General features: G+C 70.0%; 17 protein-coding genes and 1 pseudogene. 7 read left to right on the top strand and 11 right to left on the bottom strand.

Annotated elements, in window-relative coordinates; translation table 11 throughout:
- Positions 1 to 553, bottom strand: a 553-nt coding sequence (locus tag EHS43_RS14750; RefSeq protein WP_148104046.1) for a phosphotransferase, incomplete at its 3' end; no start/stop codon positions are given.
- Positions 554 to 1,113: 560 nt separating this feature from the next.
- Here EHS43_RS14750 and pdhA point away from each other — a divergent pair.
- Genes pdhA through EHS43_RS14765 form a run of 3 tightly spaced genes read left to right on the top strand, consistent with a single transcriptional unit; the run spans position 1,114 to position 4,731 of the window.
- Positions 1,114 to 2,262: a pyruvate dehydrogenase (acetyl-transferring) E1 component subunit alpha gene (gene pdhA / locus EHS43_RS14755; RefSeq protein WP_125191231.1), complete on the top strand. Its 1,149-nt coding sequence runs from the start codon at positions 1,114 to 1,116 to the stop codon at positions 2,260 to 2,262.
- 2 nt (positions 2,263 to 2,264) lie between these two features.
- Positions 2,265 to 3,245, top strand: coding sequence for an alpha-ketoacid dehydrogenase subunit beta (locus tag EHS43_RS14760; RefSeq protein ID WP_125191232.1), 981 nt, complete (start codon positions 2,265 to 2,267; stop codon positions 3,243 to 3,245).
- A gap of 10 nt (positions 3,246 to 3,255) precedes the next feature.
- Positions 3,256 to 4,731, top strand: coding sequence for a dihydrolipoamide acetyltransferase family protein (locus tag EHS43_RS14765; protein WP_125191233.1), 1,476 nt, complete (start codon positions 3,256 to 3,258; stop codon positions 4,729 to 4,731).
- A gap of 88 nt (positions 4,732 to 4,819) precedes the next feature.
- Here EHS43_RS14765 and EHS43_RS14770 read toward each other — a convergent pair.
- Positions 4,820 to 5,775 (bottom strand): annotated as a pseudogene (locus EHS43_RS14770) (Bro-N domain-containing protein).
- Positions 5,776 to 5,909: 134 nt separating this feature from the next.
- Complete coding sequence (locus EHS43_RS14775; RefSeq protein WP_260470536.1) at positions 5,910 to 6,809, bottom strand: D-alanyl-D-alanine carboxypeptidase family protein; 900 nt, start codon at positions 6,807 to 6,809, stop codon at positions 5,910 to 5,912.
- Positions 6,810 to 7,017: 208 nt separating this feature from the next.
- Between EHS43_RS14775 and EHS43_RS14780 the strand changes: the two genes are divergently transcribed.
- Together EHS43_RS14780 and EHS43_RS14785 are read left to right on the top strand one after the other, a co-directional pair.
- Entirely contained in the window at positions 7,018 to 7,668 is a 651-nt protein-coding gene (locus EHS43_RS14780) for a GntR family transcriptional regulator (protein WP_125191234.1), read from the top strand.
- Positions 7,665 to 8,978 (top strand): nitrate/nitrite transporter, encoded by a 1,314-nt coding sequence (locus tag EHS43_RS14785; protein WP_185806254.1) that lies wholly within the window; start codon positions 7,665 to 7,667, stop codon positions 8,976 to 8,978. Before EHS43_RS14780 ends, EHS43_RS14785 begins: the two co-directional genes overlap by 4 nt.
- Positions 8,979 to 9,012: 34 nt before the next feature.
- On the opposite strand, the gene EHS43_RS14790 is transcribed toward EHS43_RS14785, so the two are convergent.
- Positions 9,013 to 9,837 (bottom strand): maleylpyruvate isomerase family mycothiol-dependent enzyme, encoded by an 825-nt coding sequence (locus EHS43_RS14790; RefSeq protein WP_125191235.1) that lies wholly within the window; start codon positions 9,835 to 9,837, stop codon positions 9,013 to 9,015.
- 181 nt (positions 9,838 to 10,018) lie between these two features.
- Between EHS43_RS14790 and EHS43_RS14795 the strand changes: the two genes are divergently transcribed.
- Positions 10,019 to 10,792 carry a carbon-nitrogen family hydrolase gene (locus tag EHS43_RS14795; protein WP_125191236.1) on the top strand — a complete coding sequence of 258 codons (774 nt, stop codon included), beginning with the start codon at positions 10,019 to 10,021 and terminating at the stop codon, positions 10,790 to 10,792.
- Between the two features lie 61 nt (positions 10,793 to 10,853).
- Here EHS43_RS14795 and EHS43_RS14800 read toward each other — a convergent pair whose 3' ends face one another.
- Positions 10,854 to 11,351 carry an LURP-one-related/scramblase family protein gene (locus EHS43_RS14800; RefSeq protein ID WP_125191237.1) on the bottom strand — a complete coding sequence of 166 codons (498 nt, stop codon included), beginning with the start codon at positions 11,349 to 11,351 and terminating at the stop codon, positions 10,854 to 10,856.
- A gap of 114 nt (positions 11,352 to 11,465) precedes the next feature.
- Here EHS43_RS14800 and EHS43_RS14805 point away from each other — a divergent pair, with 114 nt between their 5' ends.
- Entirely contained in the window at positions 11,466 to 13,304 is a 1,839-nt protein-coding gene (locus tag EHS43_RS14805; protein WP_125191238.1) for an NHL domain-containing thioredoxin family protein, read from the top strand.
- A 2-nt stretch (positions 13,305 to 13,306) separates the two neighbouring features.
- Here the strand turns inward: EHS43_RS14805 and EHS43_RS46440 are convergent, their stop codons facing one another.
- From EHS43_RS46440 to EHS43_RS14830, 6 genes are all read right to left on the bottom strand, one after another.
- The gene (locus EHS43_RS46440; RefSeq protein WP_020119422.1) at positions 13,307 to 13,465 is read right to left on the bottom strand and encodes a hypothetical protein; all 159 of its coding nucleotides are present in this window, start codon (positions 13,463 to 13,465) and stop codon (positions 13,307 to 13,309) included.
- 45 nt (positions 13,466 to 13,510) lie between these two features.
- Entirely contained in the window at positions 13,511 to 14,707 is a 1,197-nt protein-coding gene (locus tag EHS43_RS14810) for a glycosyltransferase family 2 protein (RefSeq protein WP_260470537.1), read from the bottom strand.
- A 133-nt stretch (positions 14,708 to 14,840) separates the two neighbouring features.
- The gene (locus tag EHS43_RS14815; protein WP_125191239.1) at positions 14,841 to 15,080 is read right to left on the bottom strand and encodes a DUF6458 family protein; all 240 of its coding nucleotides are present in this window, start codon (positions 15,078 to 15,080) and stop codon (positions 14,841 to 14,843) included.
- Between the two features lie 68 nt (positions 15,081 to 15,148).
- Positions 15,149 to 16,444 (bottom strand): M18 family aminopeptidase, encoded by a 1,296-nt coding sequence (locus tag EHS43_RS14820; RefSeq protein WP_125191240.1) that lies wholly within the window; start codon positions 16,442 to 16,444, stop codon positions 15,149 to 15,151.
- A 111-nt stretch (positions 16,445 to 16,555) separates the two neighbouring features.
- On the bottom strand, positions 16,556 to 18,382 hold the full coding sequence (locus EHS43_RS14825) for an acyl-CoA dehydrogenase (RefSeq protein WP_125191241.1): 1,827 nt from the start codon (positions 18,380 to 18,382) through the stop codon (positions 16,556 to 16,558).
- Between the two features lie 129 nt (positions 18,383 to 18,511).
- A complete protein-coding gene (locus EHS43_RS14830) occupies positions 18,512 to 19,312 on the bottom strand; it encodes an intradiol ring-cleavage dioxygenase (RefSeq protein ID WP_125191242.1) in 801 nt (266 codons plus the stop codon).
- Between the last annotated feature and the right edge of the window lie 12 nt (positions 19,313 to 19,324).

The following is a 19,324-nucleotide window of genomic DNA, read 5'->3' on the forward strand; positions in this document are numbered from 1 at the left end:
CGTGCGGCCTTGGCGCACGGGCGCCTTCCGTATGCGCTCGGGCGCGTCCGCCCGGCGTGCGCGGCGCGGGGACGGGGGCGCTTTCCTCGGCTCGCACGCCCCTGGCTGCCCGCGCACTCCTTCCCGCCCGCTCGCCCCCCTGCACCGGCATCACCCGCTCCAGACTCGCGTGCACCAGCCCCAGCAGTGCTCCCAGACGGCCGCACTGCTCGGCGGTGAGCTGGGCGCCGTGGCGGTGGCGGCCCTCGATCCAGGGGTGCAGGGCGTAGGCGTGGCCCCCGACGACCGCGACCGTGCGGCCGTCCTGGGCGGGGAGGGGCGGGGCGACCGGGACGCCGAGGTCGGCCAGGCGCTCGGTGGCGCGGTGCTGGCGGGCGATCGCCTCGGGGGCGGCCGTCTCCGGATCGAAGTGGTGCTTGAGGAAGTAGCGGCCGCGGGTCGTGCGGAGCCGGTAGCCGCGGTTGAGCAAGCCCTGGTCGACGGGATCGCAGGCGAGCGCCGATCCGGCGGCGTACTGGCGGAGGAGGGCGCCCAGCGGGGGCGCGTGAGGCATGAGGGGTGGTACAGGAGAGCGCGGCACGCGCCAGATGCTAGGGCACAGGACAGGGCTGTGAGCTGGGACTTGTCACAGCCAGTCACAGACTGTCACAGCACGTCGTGCTCGGTCTCCTTCGGTCACGGTCGGCGGCGGGTGCCTGACGGTCGCCCTGCGACGTCACGCCGGGCGCCACGCCGAACGGCATCGTGATCTAAAAGAGGGAAAACGCGGATTTCCGCCGCCTCGCCCCGTCGGGAAGTCGCACCCGATAAGTCTTCCGGTGGCCTGGGTGGACGGGATAACGTGCCGTTGCTCCGGCCTCCTGCAAGGCTGTGACCAGCACCCCTTCGACCCTTTTCCGATTTACTTGGAAATCCAAGCAAAATCGCAGGTCAAAGGGGGTTTCACAGAAATGTGGAGCACTGGGTAACGTGATTCTTGCAGGGCGCTCGCCGGGGCACCTGTCACGCCTGTTCCGGCCGAGTGGCACCCACCCCGTGCACGGGTGTCGGCAACAGGTGAGCCGCACTGGTACACCCGGCAACCCCGGGGGCCGGACCGACGGAGGAGCACACGTGACCGTGGAGAGCACTGCCGCGCGCAAGCCGCGACGCAGCGCCGGGACGAGGAAGTCCCCGAGCACCAAGCCCGAACTGGTTCAGCTGCTGACGCCCGAGGGCAAGCGCGTCAAGAACGCCGACTACGACAAGTACGTCGCCGACATCACTCCCGAAGAGCTCCGCGGCCTCTACCGCGACATGGTGCTCACCCGCCGCTTCGACGCCGAGGCCACCTCCCTCCAGCGCCAGGGCGAACTGGGCCTGTGGGCCTCGCTGCTCGGCCAGGAGGCCGCCCAGATCGGCTCGGGACGCGCGCTGCGCGACGACGACTACGTCTTCCCGACCTACCGCGAGCACGGCGTGGCCTGGTGCCGCGGGGTCGACCCGACCAACCTGCTCGGCATGTTCCGCGGGGTGAACAACGGCGGCTGGGACCCGAACAGCAACAACTTCCACCTCTACACGATCGTCATCGGCTCCCAGACGCTGCACGCCACGGGCTACGCGATGGGCGTCGCCAAGGACGGCGCCGACTCCGCGGTCATCGCCTACTTCGGCGACGGCGCCTCCAGCCAGGGCGACGTGGCCGAATCGTTCACCTTCTCCGCGGTCTACAACGCCCCGGTCGTGTTCTTCTGCCAGAACAACCAGTGGGCCATCTCCGAGCCCACCGAGAGGCAGACCCGCGTCCCGCTCTACCAGCGCGCGCAGGGCTTCGGCTTCCCGGGCGTCCGGGTCGACGGCAACGACGTGCTCGCGTCGCTGGCGGTCACCAAGTGGGCGCTGGAGCGGGCCCGCGCGGGTGAGGGGCCGACGCTCGTCGAGGCGTACACCTACCGGATGGGCGCCCACACCACCTCCGACGACCCGAGCAAGTACCGGGCCGACGAGGAGCGCGAGGCGTGGGAGGCGAAGGACCCGATCCTGCGCCTTCGCCGGTACCTGGAGGCCGCAAACCACGCGGACGAGGGATTCTTCGCGGAACTGGAGACCGAGTCCGAGGCGTTGGGCAGGCGAGTGCGTGAGGCGGTCCGTGCGATGCCGGACCCGGACCGCTTCGCCCTCTTCGAGCACGCGTATGCGGACGGGCATGCGCTGGTCGACGAGGAGCGGGCCGGTTTCGCCGCCTACCAGGCGTCGTTCGCGGATGGGGAAGGGGCCTGATCATGGCAGTGGAAAAGATGGCTCTCGCGAAGGCGATCAACGAATCGCTGCGCCGTGCCCTGGACACCGACCCGAAGGTCCTCGTCATGGGCGAGGACGTCGGCAAGCTCGGAGGCGTGTTCCGGGTGACCGACGGACTGCAGAAGGACTTCGGCGAGGACCGGGTCATCGACACCCCGCTCGCCGAGTCGGGCATCGTCGGCACCGCGATCGGCCTGGCCCTGCGCGGCTACCGCCCGGTGGTGGAGATCCAGTTCGACGGCTTCGTCTTTCCTGCCTACGACCAGATCGTCACCCAGCTGGCGAAGATGCACGCCCGCTCGCTGGGCAAGGTCAAGATGCCGGTCGTCGTGCGGATCCCCTACGGCGGCGGCATCGGCGCGGTGGAGCACCATTCGGAGTCCCCGGAGGCGCTGTTCGCGCACGTGGCGGGCCTGAAGGTGGTCTCGCCGTCCAACGCGTCGGACGCGTACTGGATGATGCAGCAGGCCATCCAGAGCGACGACCCGGTGATCTTCTTCGAGCCCAAGCGGCGCTACTGGGACAAGGCCGAGGTCAACACCGAGGCGATCCCCGGACCGCTGCACAAGGCGCAGGTGGTCCGCGAGGGCACCGACCTGACCCTGGTCGCCTACGGCCCGATGGTCAAGCTCTGCAAGGAGGTCGCGGACGCGGCCGCCGAGGAGGGCAAGAATCTGGAGGTGCTGGACCTGCGCTCGGTCTCGCCGCTGGACTTCGACGCCGTCCAGGCCTCGGTGGAGAAGACGCGGCGGCTGGTGGTGGTGCACGAGGCGCCGGTGTTCTTCGGCTCTGGCGCGGAGATCGCCGCCCGGATCACCGAGCGGTGCTTCTACCACCTGGAGGCGCCCGTGCTGCGGGTGGGCGGATACCACGCCCCCTATCCGCCGGCGCGCCTGGAGGAGGAGTACCTGCCGGGCCTGGACCGGGTCCTGGACGCCGTCGACCGCGCTCTGGCGTACTGAGGAGAGGGCCGTGACGACGATGACGGACACGTCCGTACGCGAGTTCAAGATGCCCGACGTGGGCGAGGGGCTGACCGAGGCGGAGATCCTCAAGTGGTACGTCCAGGTGGGCGACACCGTCACCGACGGGCAGGTGGTGTGTGAGGTGGAGACGGCCAAGGCGGCCGTCGAACTGCCCATCCCGTACGACGGGGTGGTGCGCGACCTGCGCTTCCCCGAGGGCACCACGGTCGACGTGGGCACCGCGATCATCGCGATCGACGTGAGCGGTGACGCCCCCGCCGAGGCGGAGACCCCGGGCGAGGCCCCCGAGACCGCGCCGGCACCGGAAGCCCCCGTGGCTCCCGAGGCCAAGCCGGCGGGCTCCGGCCGTCAGCCGGTCCTGGTCGGCTACGGCGTGGCCACCTCCTCGACCCGGCGCCGCCCCCGCAAGGGCCCCGAACTGCCGGTCCAGCAGGCCTCGGTGACCATCCAGACCGAGCTGAACGGCCACGGTCCGGCACCCGTGTCCCCTGCACCCGCGTCCTCGGCGCCCACCGTGCCGGCCGCGCCGGCCGCCGGGCTGTCCCGGCCGCTGGCCAAGCCCCCGGTCCGCAAGCTGGCCAAGGACCTGGGCGTCGACCTGAGCACGGTGGTTCCCTCCGGCCCGGACGGCATCATCACCCGCGAGGACGTCCACGCGGCGGCCGCCCCGGCCCAGGCCCCCGCACCCGCGTCCCTGGCGCAGGCCCCGGCGACCCAGGCCCCGGCGGTCCCGGCGGCGCCCGCCGCTTCCTACGACACGGCCCGCGAGACCCGTATCCCCGTCAAGGGCGTGCGCAAGGCCACCGCCCAGGCGATGGTCGGTTCCGCGTTCACCGCCCCGCACGTCACCGAGTTCGTGACGGTGGACGTCACCCGCACCCTCAGGCTCGTCGAGGAACTCAAGCAGGACAAGGACTTCGCGGGGCTGCGCGTCAACCCGCTCCTGCTGATCGCCAAGGCCCTCCTGGTGGCCATCAGGCGCAACCCCGACGTCAACGCCTCGTGGGACGAGACGAACCAGGAGATCGTCCTCAAGCACTACGTCAACCTGGGCATCGCCGCGGCCACCCCGCGCGGTCTGATCGTCCCGAACATCAAGGACGCCCACACCAGGACCCTGCCCCAGCTCGCCCAGGACCTGGGCGAACTGGTGGCCACCGCCAAGGAGGGCCGCACCAGCCCCGCCGCCATGCAGGGCGGCACGGTCACCATCACCAACGTCGGCGTCTTCGGCGTCGACACCGGCACCCCGATCCTGCCGCCCGGCGAATCCGCGATCCTCGCCGTCGGCGCGATCAAGCTCCAGCCCTGGGTCCACAAGGGCAAGGTCAAGCCCCGCCAGGTCACCACCCTGGCCCTCAGCTTCGACCACCGCCTGATCGACGGGGAACTCGGCTCCAAGGTCCTCGCCGACGTGGCGGCCGTCCTCGAACAGCCGAAGAAACTCATCACCTGGGCGTGACCCGCGCGCAGCGAATGAGTTGTGCAACTCTGAAGGGACGGCCGCAAGTTTGGTTTGCGGCCGTCCCTTCGGTCATGCACGGCGACGGTCAGGACCGGTTGAGCACATACACCGGAGCCCCGTCCTCAGACGCCCCCTGAGAGCGGATGCAGGCGTGCTTGCGCAGCAGCCGCAGACATTCGTTGACGCGGTGCACGGACAGTCCCGTCCGGGCCGCGATCGATTCGAGCGACTGCCGCAGCTCACCCTCCTCGACGAGCACCGGCGCGATGACGACGGCCACGGTCCAGACGTCCTCCGTCACGGACAACCGGCAGCGCCAGTCGGCCAATACGGACTCCGTCGTCGGGGGAGCGGACAAGTCGGCGGTGGGCACCGGGCGTTCGACGACGAAGGAGTCGAGCCGGTCCGCGATGCGTTCCATGGCCAGCGCCATGGTCTGCTGGGCGGTGAGGGCGGCGCGCTGCGTCTCCAGGATCTCCTCCTGCAGCGCGATCAACCTGTGCTGGGAGACCGAGAGCTGCCCGTCCGCCTGGAGATTGCGCTCCTCGAGCCGGACGATCGCCTCGGCGACCTGCTCCGGCATGGCGTAGGCGATGGGGGCGCCGGGCTCGGAGGGCTGCACCTCGGCCTCTTCGAGCGTGTAGGAGCCCTCCCGCTGGACGGTCTCGATCACTTCGGCGACCCACTGTTTGAAGGGGGCGCAGGAGGACTTCGTGCAGGCGTTGACGAGCAGGATCAGACCTTGGAGAGAGATGACGTTCAGGTCTCGACGCCACTCTCTACCTGCGGGAACGCTGAGACCGTAACCTCCAGTTAGGGTCTCGAGAATCTCTCGATGGCCTTCTGGGACATGGTCGGAGAGTGCCTTCTGAGTATTGGTGTGCCCCAACTGCTTGCACACATCCACCGCCGGAAACCAATGACTCCCGTCCGGCATGGTCAGTCGTCGAATCCGGTGTCCGGTCGCCGCGTAGACGAAGTCGCCGATGTCGATCGCCTCATGCCTCTTGCCCGCCTCGGCCGCTTGCTGGGTTCGTTCATGTGAACCACCTCCGCAGCGGAACCTAGGGCGGAGAAGAGTGGATATGCCAACTGACGTAATGATATTCACCCATGCGAGCGAAAAGGGCCTGTCGCTGTAGCAGCGGCAGGCCCCTTCGGGGTGTGCGGGGACGTCAGCTGATCTTGGCGTAGCCGTAGTTGATGAGCTTCTTCACGTCGGTCGTGCGGTTGGCCGCCGACGAGGACGTCATGACGGCGCCGATGACGGACTCGCCGTTCTTCGTGGCCGCGAAGACGAGGCAGTACTTGGAGTCGGTGCCCGAGCCGGTCTTGATGCCGAGCGTGCCGTTCCAGCCGAGCAGGGCGTTGGTGTTCGTCCAGGTACCCATGGTGCGGGTGCTGCCGGTCCTGGTGATCGTCTTGGCCGTGTAGGACTTGGTCTTCACGACGGACTTGAAGGTCGAGCTCTTCATCACGTTGCGGGCGAGCAGCGTGAGGTCCTTCGGCGTCGAGGCGTTCGCACCATTGCTTATGCCGTCGAACGAGTCGAACTTGGTGTTCGTCATGCCGAGGCTGCGGGCCGTCGTGTTCATCTTCGCGATGAACGACTTGGTGCGGGCGGAGACCGTCGAGCCCGTGCCGAACTTGTCGGCGAGAGCCATCGCGGCGTCACAGCCGGACGGCAGCATCATCCCGTAGAGGAGCTGACGGACGGTCACCTTGTCGCCGACGATGAGGTGAGCGGACGAAGCGCCCCTGGAGACGATGTAGTCGCTGTACTCCTTCTTGATCGTGACCTTGGCGTCCAGGTTGAGGTTCGACTGCGAGAGCACGACCTTCGCGGTCATGATCTTCGTGGTGGAAGCGGTGAGCCGCTTCGTGTTCGGCGCCTTGCTGTAGAGGGTCGAGCCGGTCGCGCTGTTCATCAGGAACCCGCCCTTGGCGGTGATGGTCGGCGTCGTGAGTGCCTGCGCGGGTGCCGCGGTGAGAGCTCCGGTGGCGAGCACTGCGCCGGTCGTGATCGCGACGGCTGCGGCTCTGCGGACACGGAGGCCCTTGGTGGCGGTAATCAACTGAAATACCCCGAATACGTCGAATGCCCCTGAGTGCGGCTGAGTTGAGAGGGGAAGAAAGTGGGGCCGCACATGTGTGACACGTAACTAGCACACAAGGTTGTGCTCCGGCTGGGGCGGGTGCGGCTTTCTTCGGCGGGAGTTGCCGGTGAGGTCCGCATGCTGGACGGGGCGCGTGATGCGTACGTGTTGTATCTATGCTGTGGGCATGAGTCTGGCCGTGAAACAGCCGCCCGCCGCCGACCGTGTGTACACGCACGTCAAGCAGGGTGTCCTGGACCGCCGTTACGAGGGCGGGACGCTGCTCACCGAGGGCGAGCTCGCCGAGGCCGTGGGGGTCTCCCGGACCCCCGTGCGCGAGGCGCTGCTGCGTCTGGAGGTCGAGGGGCTGATCAAGCTTTACCCGAAAAAGGGGGCGCTGGTCCTGCCCGTCTCCGCGCAGGAGATCGCCGACGTCGTGGAGACCCGCCAGCTCGTCGAGGAGCACGCCGCCCGCAAGGCCGTCCCCGCCTCACCGCGGCTCCTCGCGCGCCTGGAGGAACTCCTCGCGCAGCAGAAGGAGCAGGCGGCTGCCGGGGACCTGGCCGGCGCCGCCGTCACCGACCGCTGCTTCCACGCCGAGATCGTCCGCAGTGGCGGCAACGAGATCCTCAGCCGGCTCTACGACCAGCTCCGCGACCGCCAGCTCAGGATGGGCGTCGCCGTCATGCACGCCCACCCGGACCGCATCACCAAGACCCTCGTCGAGCACGAGCAGATCCTGCGGGCCCTGCGCTCCGGGGACGCGGAGGCGGTCGTCGGGCTGATCCACGGGCACGTCGAGTGGTTCTCCCACCTCGCCCGGGGTGAGGTCCGATGAGCAGGTCCACTCTCAAGGGTGACGTTTCCTCAGAACGGACACCTCCGGGCGGCCGGCGTGCCATGGCCGTGTGGGGCATCGGCGTCTCGGTCTACTTCGTCGCGGTCATCTTCCGTACGTCCCTCGGGGTCGCGGGCCTCGACGCGGCCGACCGCTTCCATGTGAACGCCTCGGCCCTGTCGACCTTCTCGATCCTCCAGCTCCTCGTCTACGCCGGCATGCAGATACCGGTCGGCCTGCTCGTCGACCGGCTCGGCACCAAGAAGGTGCTGACGCTCGGCGTGGTGCTCTTCACCGCCGGGCAGCTCGGCTTCGCGTTCTCACCGTCGTACGGCACCGCCCTCGCCTCGCGCGCCCTGCTCGGCTGCGGCGACGCGATGACCTTCATCAGCGTGCTGCGCCTGGGCAGCCGCTGGTTCCCGGCCCGGCGCGGACCGCTGGTCGCCCAGCTCGCGGGACTCGCCGGCATGGCGGGCAACCTGGTCTCCACGCTGGTTCTGGCCCGGCTGCTGCACGGCATCGGCTGGACGCCCGCGTTCGCGGGCAGCTCGCTCGCGGGCGTCGTCGTCCTGGTCCTGCTGCTGCTCTTCCTCAAGGACCACCCCGAGGGCCACGAACCGGAGCCCTTCCCGCACCGGGGGGCCGCCTACGTACGACGGCAGATCGCCGCGTCCTGGCGGGAGCCCGGCACCCGCCTCGGGCTGTGGGTGCACTTCACCACCCAGTTCCCGGCGATGGTGTTCCTGCTGCTGTGGGGCCTGCCCTTCCTCGTCGAGGCACAGGGGCTCACCCGGGCGGCGGCGGGCGAACTCCTCACGCTCGTCGTGCTGTCCAACATGGTCGTCGGCCTCGTCTACGGCCAGGTCGTCGCCCGGCACCACGGGGCGCGGCTGCCGCTCGCCCTCGGGACCGTGGGGGCGACGGCGCTGCTGTGGGCGGCCACGCTGGCCTACCCCGGCGAGCGGGCGCCGATGTGGCTGCTGGTCGTGCTGTGCGCGGTGCTCGGCGCCTGCGGGCCGGCCTCGATGCTCGGCTTCGACTTCGCACGGCCCGCGAACCCGCCGGAGCGCCAGGGCACCGCGTCCGGCATCACCAACATGGGCGGGTTCGTCGCGTCGATGACCACCCTGTTCGCCGTCGGGGTGCTCCTGGACGCGACCGACGACAACTACACCGTCGCCTTCTCCTCGGTCTTCGTGCTCCAGGCCCTCGGCGTCAGCCAGATCCTGCGGCTGCGCGGACGGGCGGTCCGCCGGGAGCGGGAGCGGCTGGTGGCGAGCCGGGTGGAGACGGTGCACGTCCCTGCGTAGCCGCACGGGCCACGCAGGTCCCCCACCCGACCGCCTACGGCGTCACCGTGAAGTTCCGCAGGATCGCCGACGTCAGTTCCGGGTCGCCCTCCGCCTTCACCCGGTCCGCCACCGACTCCGGGCTCACCCGGCCGCAGGCCAGCCGGACGTAGGTCTCCCAGTCGAGGCTGAGGGTGGCGGCCGGGCCGAGGGCGGGGGCGGTCTCCAGGGTGCCGCGGCCCTGGATGTCGACGCGGATGGTGCGCAGGAACTCGATCGGGCCGTGCACGTCGAAGACGATCGCCGAACTGCGGGGCGCGTCTGCCTTGACGGCCACTATGTCGGGGAGCGCCGCCAGCAGGACGTCACGGGCGATGTGCGCGCCGGGGGAGTCGAGGTTGCCGGGCCGGCCGAGGGCGGTCCGCAGGTCCTGCTCGTGCACCCAGACGTCGAAGGCGTGCTGGCGCATGGAGTCCGTGAGGGTCAGCTCGGTGCCGAGCGGGCCGCGCACCTTCGTGCCCGGGTCACGGGAGTCGTTCCGCAGCTGGCGGTTGCGGCGGATGATGACGTACTCCAGCTCGGAGGTCATCTCCGGCGCCGTGTGATGGCGGCGGACGTCGACCTGCATCTCCATGTACCGCTGGTGGTCGTTGGTGACGTGGAAGAGGTCGCGGGGCAGGGTGTGGATGGGCCGCGGGTCGCCCAGCATCTCGCAGTCCAGACCGATGACATGGGACACCACGTCCCGCACCGACCAGCCCGGGCACGGGGTGCGACGGTTCCACTCCCCCTCCACGAGGGGGTTCACCAGCTCGGATATCGCTTCGATGGAGTGGGTCCAGGCGTCGGCGTAGGGCTGGAGGGTGGGATGCAGACTCACGGAACGGGACCCCTCGGCGGTCGGAGCACGGGCTGGTGATGGCGGCGTTGCCAGTGGAGTGGTGGCTGTCGGCGGGTGTCTTGGAACGCTAAGTTACGCTGCTGTGAGGCACCCCGGCAGTGCTTTCGTGTGACGATCGTAGGCCCGTAAGGGACGGCCCGAATGCCAGGACGGTGGTAGTGTGCGCGCCTCTTTGATCCAGATCGCCGTGGATGAGGGTGAATCGGTCGAATCGCGTCGGCGTCGCACGGCGTCACTGGTACGGGACCAGGCCGGGGCCGACCTCGTCGTGCTGCCGGAACTGTGGACCACCGGGGCGTTCGCCTTCGAGGAGTTCGCGAGCGAGGCCGAACCGCTTCACGGCCCGACCCACGAGGTCATGGCGAAGGCCGCGAGCGACACGGGCGTTTGGCTGCACGCGGGCTCGATCCCCGAGCGGGCCGCCGACGGCACCCTGTACAACACCTCCCTGATCTTCTCCCCCTCCGGCGAACTCGCCGCCACCTACCGCAAGATCCACCGCTTCGGCTTCGACAAGGGCGAGGCCGTGCTGATGGGCCGGGGCGAGGACCTGGTGACGGTCCGTCTGCCCGGGACCACCCTCGGCGTCGCCACCTGTTACGACCTCCGGTTCCCCGAACTCTTCCGCGGCCTGGTCGACGCCGGCGCCGAGACCCTGGTGATCCCGGCGGGCTGGCCCGAGCGCCGCCGCGAGCACTGGACGCTGCTGGCCCGGGCGCGGGCGGTCGAGAACCAGGCGTACGTGCTCGCCTGTGGAACGGCCGGGACGCATGCGCGGGTTCCGCAGGCCGGTCACTCGATCGTGGTGGATCCCTGGGGCCAGGTCCTCGCCGAGGCGGGCGCCGCCGAGGAGGTCCTCACGGTGGAGTTCGACCCCGGCAAGGTCGCCGTGACGAGGGAGCAGTTCCCGGCACTGAAGGACCGGGTGCTCTGAGCCGCCGTCAGGCCGGGGGCCCCCGTCAGGCCGGGCGCCCCCGCCGGTCCTTCGTGCCGCGTCAGTCGTCCCCCCGCTCCTTCTCGGCGAGGTGGATCACGCACACCGCCACCGCGATGAGCAGCGCCGGATCCGCGTCGTCGCGGACGATGTCCACGCCGTAGGTCTCGCGGACGTGCAGCCAGCGCCGCGAGACCACCGCGAGCAGCTCACCGTCGTACTCGACGGCGAACTCCCGGTCGAGGATCTTGCCGCTGACGTCGAGTTCGGTGCTGCCGTCGGCCAGCGCCACCCGGTAGTGGTTGCGCAGCAGCGACAGGCGCTTGCGCCTGATGGTGGCCAGCGGCTCGCCGTCCCGCTCGATCACCATCGTGTCGCGCAGCGCGAACATCTTCTGGTGGATGTCGATCAGGACCCGCCCCTGGGTGTCCTTCAGCTCGAAGGTGTCCCGGACCCGCATGGCCTTGCCGTCCACGAGGAAGACCTTGTTGCCCCGGTCGTCCTCGATCCAGTAGTCGTCACCGATGCCGAGCAGCCGGTCGCGCACGAGGAATCTCATGGCGTTACCGCTTCCCCGGAGCCGGTCCCGCAACGCCGGCGATAGGCCGACGGGCCGAGTCCCGTCCGCCGTCGCGCCGGGGTGAGCGGCGTTGCCGGGTGGCACTCTTGGTGCATGAGCGATCCCGCACCCCGCCGCGTCCGTGTCCGGGCCCCGGAGCTGATCGGCAAGGGCGGCTGGCTGAACACCGGCGAGAAGCAGTACACCCTCGCCGACCTGCGGGGTCGCATCGTCGTCCTCGACTTCTGGACCTTCTGCTGTGTGAACTGCCTGCACGTCCTCGACGAGCTCAGGGAGCTGGAGGAGAGGCATGCCGACACCGTCGTGGTGATCGGGGTGCACTCGCCGAAGTTCGTGCACGAGGCCGAGCACACGGCGGTGGCGGACGCGGTCGAGCGGTACGGCGTGGCGCATCCCGTCCTCGACGACCCGGAGCTCGCGACCTGGAAGCAGTACGCGGTCCGTGCCTGGCCCACGCTCGTCGTGATCGACCCGGAGGGGTACGTGGTTGCGCAGCACTCCGGAGAGGGGCATGTGCACGCGATCGAGCGGTTGGTGACGGAGCTGGAGGCCGAGCACGGCGCGAAGGGCACCCTGCGGCGCGGCGACGGGCCGTACGTGGCGCCCGAGCCCGAGTCGACCACCCTGCGCTTCCCGGGCAAGGCGCTCCTGCTGCCGTCCGGCAACCTCCTGGTCAGCGACACCGCCCGGCACCAGCTCGTGGAGTTCGCCGCGGACGGGGAGAGCGTCGTGCGCCGGATCGGCTCCGGCGCCCGCGGCCTCACCGACGGGACGGCACAGACGGCCGCGTTCAGCGAACCGCAGGGGCTCGCCCTCCTCGACGACGGCTCCGTGGTCGTCGCCGACACCGTCAACCACGCCCTGCGCCGCCTCGATCCCGGCACCGGCCAGGTCACGACCCTCGCCGGCACGGGCAGCCAGTGGTGGCGGGGCTCCCCCACCGCGGGGCCCGCGCGCGAGACCGACCTGTCCTCCCCGTGGGACGTGGCGGTGTGGAACGGCCTGGTGTGGATCGCGATGGCGGGCGTCCACCAGCTGTGGGCCTACGACCCGGGCGACGGGACCGTCGCCGCGGTGGCCGGCACCACCAATGAGGGCCTGGTCGACGGGCCCTGTGCCGAGGCCTGGTTCGCCCAGCCCTCCGGCCTCGCGGTGCCACCGGACGGGGAGCGGCTGTGGCTCGCCGACTCCGAGACCTCCGCCCTGCGCTGGGTCGACCTGGACGGGGCCGTGCACACCGCCGTCGGCACCGGCCTCTTCGACTTCGGGCACCGCGACGGCGCCGCCGGACAGGCCCTGCTCCAGCACCCCCTGGGTGTCACCGCGCTGCCCGACGGCTCGGTCGCCGTCAGCGACACCTACAACCACGCCCTGCGCCGCTACGACCCGGCGACCGGCGAGGTCACCACCCTCGCCACGGACCTGCGCGAGCCGAGCGACGCGGTCCTGGTCGGCGAGGAGATCGTGGTCGTCGAGTCGGCCCGGCACCGTCTGACCCGGCTCAGGCTGCCCGAGGAGGCCGTACGCGTCGCGTCCGAGGCCCACCGCACCCGGCGCGCGGCCACCGAAGTGGCGCCCGGCAGACTCCGGTTGGACGTGGTCTTCCAGGCCCCGGCGGGCCAGGAGCCGGACACCCGGTACGGCCCGTCGACCCGCCTGCTGGTGTCCGCCACGCCGCTCGAGCTGCTGAACGACGGCGAGGGTGCGGGAACAGACCTGTCCCGCACCCTCGTACTGAACCCCGCGATCGAGCAGGGCGTCCTGCACATCTCCGCCATGGCCGCGTCCTGCGACACACCGTCCGGCGACGGCTCCGCCGCGTACCCGGCCTGCCATGTGCACCAGCAGGACTGGGGGGTTCCGGTCCGCCTGACCCGGACCGGAACCAGCCGGCTCGCGCTGGTCCTCGCCGGGACGGACGAGGACTCGTAGCGCTAGCGCCGGCGCGGGACCAGCTTGAACAGCGCGACTCCCGCCGCCACCAGCGTCGTCGCGGTCACCAGCATCGCCATGCTGTTCAGCCACAGCCCGGTCGCGGCCAGCGTGGCGCCTCCGGCCCCGGTCGTGCCGGCACCGATCACTCTTCCGTACATGCGCTTTTCTCCTAGCGGGATGGATGTCCGAGGGTTACGTGAGGGTTACGTCGCCACCCACTTCTCCTCGCTGCGGCGCAACAGGCCCCACAGCGAGGTGAAGTAGACGGCGTGCTGGAAAAGGTCGTAGAGCATCTCCGGCACCATGAGCGCCGCCACCAGCACGGCGCGGGGCCCGGCCCGGCGTACGGAGACCGTCTTCTCGACCACGAAGACGAGCCCGATCGCGGTCCAGAACGGCGAGAAGCCGGGCCAGCCGTACAGCGTGGTGTAGGTGACCATGTAGGTCAGGTAGACCAGGAAGGACAGCGCGCCGAAGCCCATGAGGAGCTGCTGGAGGAAGTAGCGGGCGGTGACACGTGTCCAGCCGTAGTCGCGCAGGTTCTCCAGGGCTCCGCGCTGCCAGCGCAGCCGCTGGTGCCACAGCTTGCCCAGGGTGGGCATGACCTCGGTGGTGACCGCGCAGCCGGCCGGGGACATGGCCCGGTAGCCGAGGGTCTTGACCGCCTTGGTCATCTCGTCGTCCTCGGTGAGCGAGGCGAGGCTGTAGTAGGCCTGGCCGCCGCCGAGCTGCCCGGCCCGGCGGGCGGCGCGCACCTCGCGCAGGACGCGGGCGCGGAACATGGTGCCGGTGCCGGTGAGCACCTGGGCCTTGCCGCCGGTGCGTTCCAGTTCCCAGGCGTAGCGGTGGAACTCCATGCGCTGGAGCAGTCCGAGCAGTCCGCCGCCGTCCTCGCCGTAGAAGACCCCGCCGACGGCGCCGACCTTGCGGTTGAAGGTGCCGATCGCCGTCTGGCTGAACCAGGGGTTGAGCACGGTGTCGGCGTCCTGCACCAACAGCAGGTCGCGGTCCTCCAGATGGGGCAGCACCCAGGCGATGGCCTGGTTGAGGGCGCCGGCCTTCTTGTGCGTGTTGCCCTCGGTGACGAAGACGCGGGCGCCGTGCGCCACAGCGATCTCGGCGGTGGCGTCGGTGCAGTTGTCGGCGACGACGACGATGAGGTCCGGGCGCCGGGTCTGCCGCCACAGGCCCTGGATCGCGTCCGCGATGCGGTCCTGTTCGTTGTGGGCCGGTATGAGCGCCACCAGGCGCGTCGGGCCGTCGAGTTCGTCGGGGGCGGCGTGCGCGCGACGGGCGGCGTGGCGGTGGGGCCGCGGTGGCCCCGGAACGGGGGCCGCGACGGCCGTCGTGGAGTGGAGCACGGGGAGCCCCCGGGTGTGCTGGTGGTTCACGCCCGGCACTGCTAACCCCCCGGGCTCTCAAGGATCCCGAGTTTTCACTATTTCCACACAAGGGGACAAGGCAACCAGGATTACGGATTGCTCACGGTTGTCTGGCGTCGTCCGGTGCGTCCGCCGTCCCGCCCGATGTCCCTTACACGCCGTATCCGTCGGAGTATCCGTCGCGGCGCTCCTCGACGACCGTCGACGTGGTGGGCGGTACCACCACGCGCCGCCGCCGGGCGATGCTGCTGAAAGTCGTCACGCCGATCAGTCCCACGATCATCAGGATCACACCGACCAGGTCGAGGTTGACCCCCTGCATGTGCCAGTCGGTGGCGAACGTGAGGATTGCTCCCGCGGCGATGAGGATGATGCACCCGCCGAGGCCCATGAGTGTCGCCTCCCTGTCCGGTCCGGTAGTTCCGGCCCGAACACCCGGGTACCCCCACTTCCCGCGAATTAGCCCTCCAGGAACGCGATCAGAGCGTTCGCCAGCAGATGCGGGTCGTCCGCGCCGCACAACTCCCGGACGCTGTGCATCGACAGGATCGCCACGCCGATGTCGACGGTCTTGATGCCGTGCCGGGCGGCGGTGATCGGGCCGATCGTCGTGCCGCAGGGCATGGAGTTGTTGGAGACGAAGGACTGGAAGGGAACGTCCGCCTTCTCGCAGGCGGCGGCCCACACGGCCCGGCCCGAACCGTCCGTGGCGTACCGGTTGTTGACGTTGACCTTGAGGATCGGTCCGCCGTTGACCCGCGGGTGGTGCGTCGGGTCGTGCCGCTCCGCGTAGTTGGGGTGCACCGCGTGCCCGGTGTCGGAGGACAGACAGACCGTGCCCGCGAAGGCCCGCGCCCGGTCCTCGTACGACCCGCCGCGCGCGAACACCGAGCGCTCCAGGACGCCGCCGAGCAACGGCCCGTCCGCACCGGTGTCCGACTGCGAACCGTTCTCCTCGTGGTCGAAGGCGGCGAGCACGGGGATGTACGACAGCTCCGAGCCGCCCGACACCGCGGTCAGGGCGGCCACGCCCGCGTGCACGGACAGCAGGTTGTCCATCCGCGGCCCGGCCACCAGCTCCTTGTCCCGGCCCAGGTAGGCGGGCGCCTCCACCGAGTGCGTCATCAGGTCCCAGCCGGTCACCTCGCCCGCGCCGAGCCCGAGTTCCTCCTCCAGGAAGGCGATCAGGTCACCGTCGCGCACGTCGTCGCCGAGGCCCCAGACGGGCTGGAGGTGGCGCTGCTTGTCGAGCTTGAGCCCCTCCGAGGACACCGCGCGGTCCAGGTGGATGGCCAGCTGCGGCACGCGCAGCAGCGGCCGGTCCACGTTCACCAGGCGCGTCGAGCCGTCCCGCAGGGTCAGCCGGCCGGCCAGGCCCAGGTCACGGTCCAGCCAGGAGTTCATGAGGGGACCGCCGTAGATCTCCACGGCGACCTGGCGCCAGCCGTGCGCCCCGCTGTCGGGCAGCGGCTTGACCCGCAGGTTCGGGGAGTCGGTGTGCGCGCCCACGATGCGGTACGGCGTGTGGGGCGCCGCGCTCTCGGGGACGTACCAGGCGATGATCGCGCCGCCGCGCAGCACGTACTTGCCGCCGCTCGAACCGTCCCAGGCGTCCGTCTCGGAGACCTGGCGGAAGCCTGCCTTCTCCAGCCGCTCGGCGGCGTTCGCCACCGCGTGGTACGGCGTGGGGCTGGCCGCCAGGAACGTCATGAGGTCGTCGGTGTGGCCGCGGTCGAGGCGGTGGGGTGCGCTCATGGGGTTCACCTTAACGACGGACGAGAGCCCGCTCCCGGCGATGGGGAGCGGGCTCTCGTGAGGAGCGTGTGCGGCTGTACGGGTGTGTCCTAGAACGCGGCCCCGCCGGGACTAGAACGCGGCCTCGTCCAGTTCCATCAGGTCCAGCTCGACGCCCTCGGCGACCTTGCGGGCCAGGGTCACGCCGGGCAGGACGTTGGCCGCGAAGAACTTCGCCGCCGCGATCTTGCCCGTGTAGAACGCCTTGTCCTTGGCGGAGGCGGTCTCCAGCTTCTCGGCGGCGATCGCCGCGCCCTTGAGGAGCAGGTAGCCGACGACCACGTCACCGGAGGCCATCAGCAGGCGGGTGGTGTTCAGGCCCACCTTGTAGATGTTCCTGACGTCCTGCTCGGTGGCCGCGAGGTCGGTCAGCATCAGACCGACGATGGCCTCCAGCTCCACGGCCGCCTTGGCCAGGTGCTCACGGGCGCCCGCGAGCTCCTCGCCGCCGGTGCCCAGCGCCAGGAACTTCTTGATGTCCTCGGCGAGGGAGTTCAGCGCCGCGCCCTGGTTGCGGACGATCTTCCGGAAGAAGAAGTCCTGGCCCTGGATCGCGGTGGTGCCCTCGTACAGGGTGTCGATCTTGGCGTCGCGGATGTACTGCTCGATCGGGTACTCCTGCAGGAAGCCGGAGCCGCCGAAGGTCTGCAGCGACTGGGCGAGCTGCTCGTAGCCCTTCTCGGAGCCATAGCCCTTGACGATCGGCAGGAGCAGGTCGTTCAGCGCGTGCTCGGTCTTCGTGTCCTCGCCCGCGGCCTCCTTGACGGCGATCGCGTCCTGGATCGAGGCGGTGTACAGGACGAGGGCGCGCATGCCCTCCGCGTACGCCTTCTGCGTGATCAGCGAGCGGCGCACGTCGGGGTGGTGGGTGATGGTGACCTTGGGCGCCGTCTTGTCCATGAAGTTCGCGAGGTCCGGACCCTGGACGCGCTCCTTGGCGTACTCCAGCGCGTTCAGGTAGCCCGTCGACAGCGTGGAGATCGCCTTCGTGCCGACCATCATCCGCGCGAACTCGATGATCCGGAACATCTGGCGGATGCCGTCGTGCTTGTCGCCGATCAGCCAGCCCTTGGCCGGGTGGCGGTCGCCGAAGGTCATCTCGCAGGTGTTGGACGCCTTCAGGCCCATCTTGTGCTCGACGTTCGTCGCGTACACGCCGTTGCGCTCGCCCAGCTCGCCGGTCTCGAAGTCGAAGAGGTACTTCGGGACCATGAACAGGGACAGGCCCTTGGTGCCCGGACCGGCACCCTCGGGGCGCGCGAGCACGTAGTGGAGGATGTTCTCCTCCATGTCGTGCTCACCCGAGGTGATGAAGCGCTTGACGCCCTCGATGTGCCAGGAGCCGTCCTCCTGCTGGACCGCCTTGGTGCGCCCGGCGCCGACGTCGGAGCCCGCGTCCGGCTCGGTCAGCACCATGGTCGAGCCCCAGGTCCGCTCCACGGCGATCTGGGCGATCTTCTTCTGGACGTCGTTGCCCTCGTCGTAGAGGATCCCGGCGAACGCCGGGCCGGAGGAGTACATCCACACGGCCGGGTTGGCGCCGAGGATCAGCTCCGCGTACGACCAGATCAGGGACGGCGGAGCCGTCGTGCCGCCGATCTCCTCGGGCAGGCCGAGCCGCCAGTACTCGGAGTCCATGAAGGCCTTGTAGCTCTTCTTGAAGGACGCCGGGACCGGCGCGGTGTTCGTCTCGGGGTCGAAGACCGGCGGGTTGCGGTCGGCGTCCGCGAAGGACTCCGCCAGCTCGTTCTCCGAGAGGCGGGTCAGCTCCTCCAGGATGCTCTTCGCGGTCTCGACGTCCATCTCCGCGAAGGGCCCGGTGCCGTACAGCTTGTCGCGCCCGAGTACTTCGAAGAGGTTGAACTCGATGTCGCGCAGATTCGACTTGTAGTGCCCCATGGCGACGGCTCCGTAAAGAGTTCGGCGAGGCACCTGGTTCCTCGCGCTAGTTCACATACCAACAAGTAGCTACGATGATGCTACCCGTCGGTAATAAGTCGCAACCCCGATCCGGCCATCTGTGACGGTTCACACCGCGACCGTCAGTGAGGCGCCGTATCCTTCCTCGACACTCCCCGTGACCGCCGCGAGCTGCTGCCCGTACCCGTCCCGGAAGACGCTGTCCGACTCCAGGGAGAGCCGGCCCAGGTTGGTCACGCTCCGCTCGTAGCCCTCGGTCGCGTACACCGCGTCGCAGACGTCCTTCGGAAGCGCGAGCTGCGAGGTGCTGGTGATCGCGGTGGCGTTCGTCGCGTCCCGGAGGCTGCCGTAGACCTCGAAGTGGACGTGGGGCCAGCGGCCGGGGTAGCACCCCGGGAACACGCTGGTGAAGGTCACCCGCCCCTTCTCGTCGGTCTCCTGGACACCCCGCAGATAGTTCTCGTCGGTGAGGCCCTCGGTGTAGAGGGAGTAGCCGCCCTCCCGGTCGCAGTGCCAGACGTAGACGGCGGCACCCTCGCGCGGGGTCCCGCAGCCGGAGCCGGCGTCCACCACCGTGAGCGTGAGGGTCAGGGGAACGCCCTCGGCGGTCCCGCCCGCGGAATCACCGAAGCTCCGGGTGATGTCACCGCGGACGACTCCGCTCTCCTTCAGGACGTTCACCCCGTTCGAGCCGTCCCCGGGGTAGGGGCCCGCGGTCTCCTCGGGAACGGTGGCGCAGTCCGCCGCGGAAGAGGACGAGCCCTCTTCGGAGGTGCAGCCCGCCACGGGCACCAGCGCCACCCCCGCCCCCGCCAGCAGCCGGATCATCCGCCGGCGGGCGAGAACGGGCAGGTCGTGGGAGAGCCCCCGGTCGTGCTCGTGGACCTCGTCGTCACCATGTCTGCGCATGTACCGACGCTA

It is taken from the genome of Streptomyces sp. RP5T (genome assembly GCF_003933965.1).
Taxonomy (GTDB): Bacteria; Actinomycetota; Actinomycetes; order Streptomycetales; family Streptomycetaceae; genus Streptomyces.

Coding starts and splice junctions, on each gene's coding strand:
- EHS43_RS14760 (WP_125191232.1), top strand. CDS start 2,265: ATGGCAGTGGAAAAGATGGCTCTCGCGAAGGCGATCAACGAATCGCTG.
- EHS43_RS14780 (WP_125191234.1), top strand. CDS start 7,018: ATGAGTCTGGCCGTGAAACAGCCGCCCGCCGCCGACCGTGTGTACACG.
- EHS43_RS14785 (WP_185806254.1), top strand. CDS start 7,665: ATGAGCAGGTCCACTCTCAAGGGTGACGTTTCCTCAGAACGGACACCT.
- EHS43_RS14800 (WP_125191237.1), bottom strand. CDS start 11,351: ATGAGATTCCTCGTGCGCGACCGGCTGCTCGGCATCGGTGACGACTAC.
- EHS43_RS14805 (WP_125191238.1), top strand. CDS start 11,466: ATGAGCGATCCCGCACCCCGCCGCGTCCGTGTCCGGGCCCCGGAGCTG.
- EHS43_RS46440 (WP_020119422.1), bottom strand. CDS start 13,465: ATGTACGGAAGAGTGATCGGTGCCGGCACGACCGGGGCCGGAGGCGCC.
- EHS43_RS14815 (WP_125191239.1), bottom strand. CDS start 15,080: ATGGGCCTCGGCGGGTGCATCATCCTCATCGCCGCGGGAGCAATCCTC.
- EHS43_RS14820 (WP_125191240.1), bottom strand. CDS start 16,444: ATGAGCGCACCCCACCGCCTCGACCGCGGCCACACCGACGACCTCATG.
- EHS43_RS14825 (WP_125191241.1), bottom strand. CDS start 18,382: ATGGGGCACTACAAGTCGAATCTGCGCGACATCGAGTTCAACCTCTTC.
- EHS43_RS14830 (WP_125191242.1), bottom strand. CDS start 19,312: ATGCGCAGACATGGTGACGACGAGGTCCACGAGCACGACCGGGGGCTC.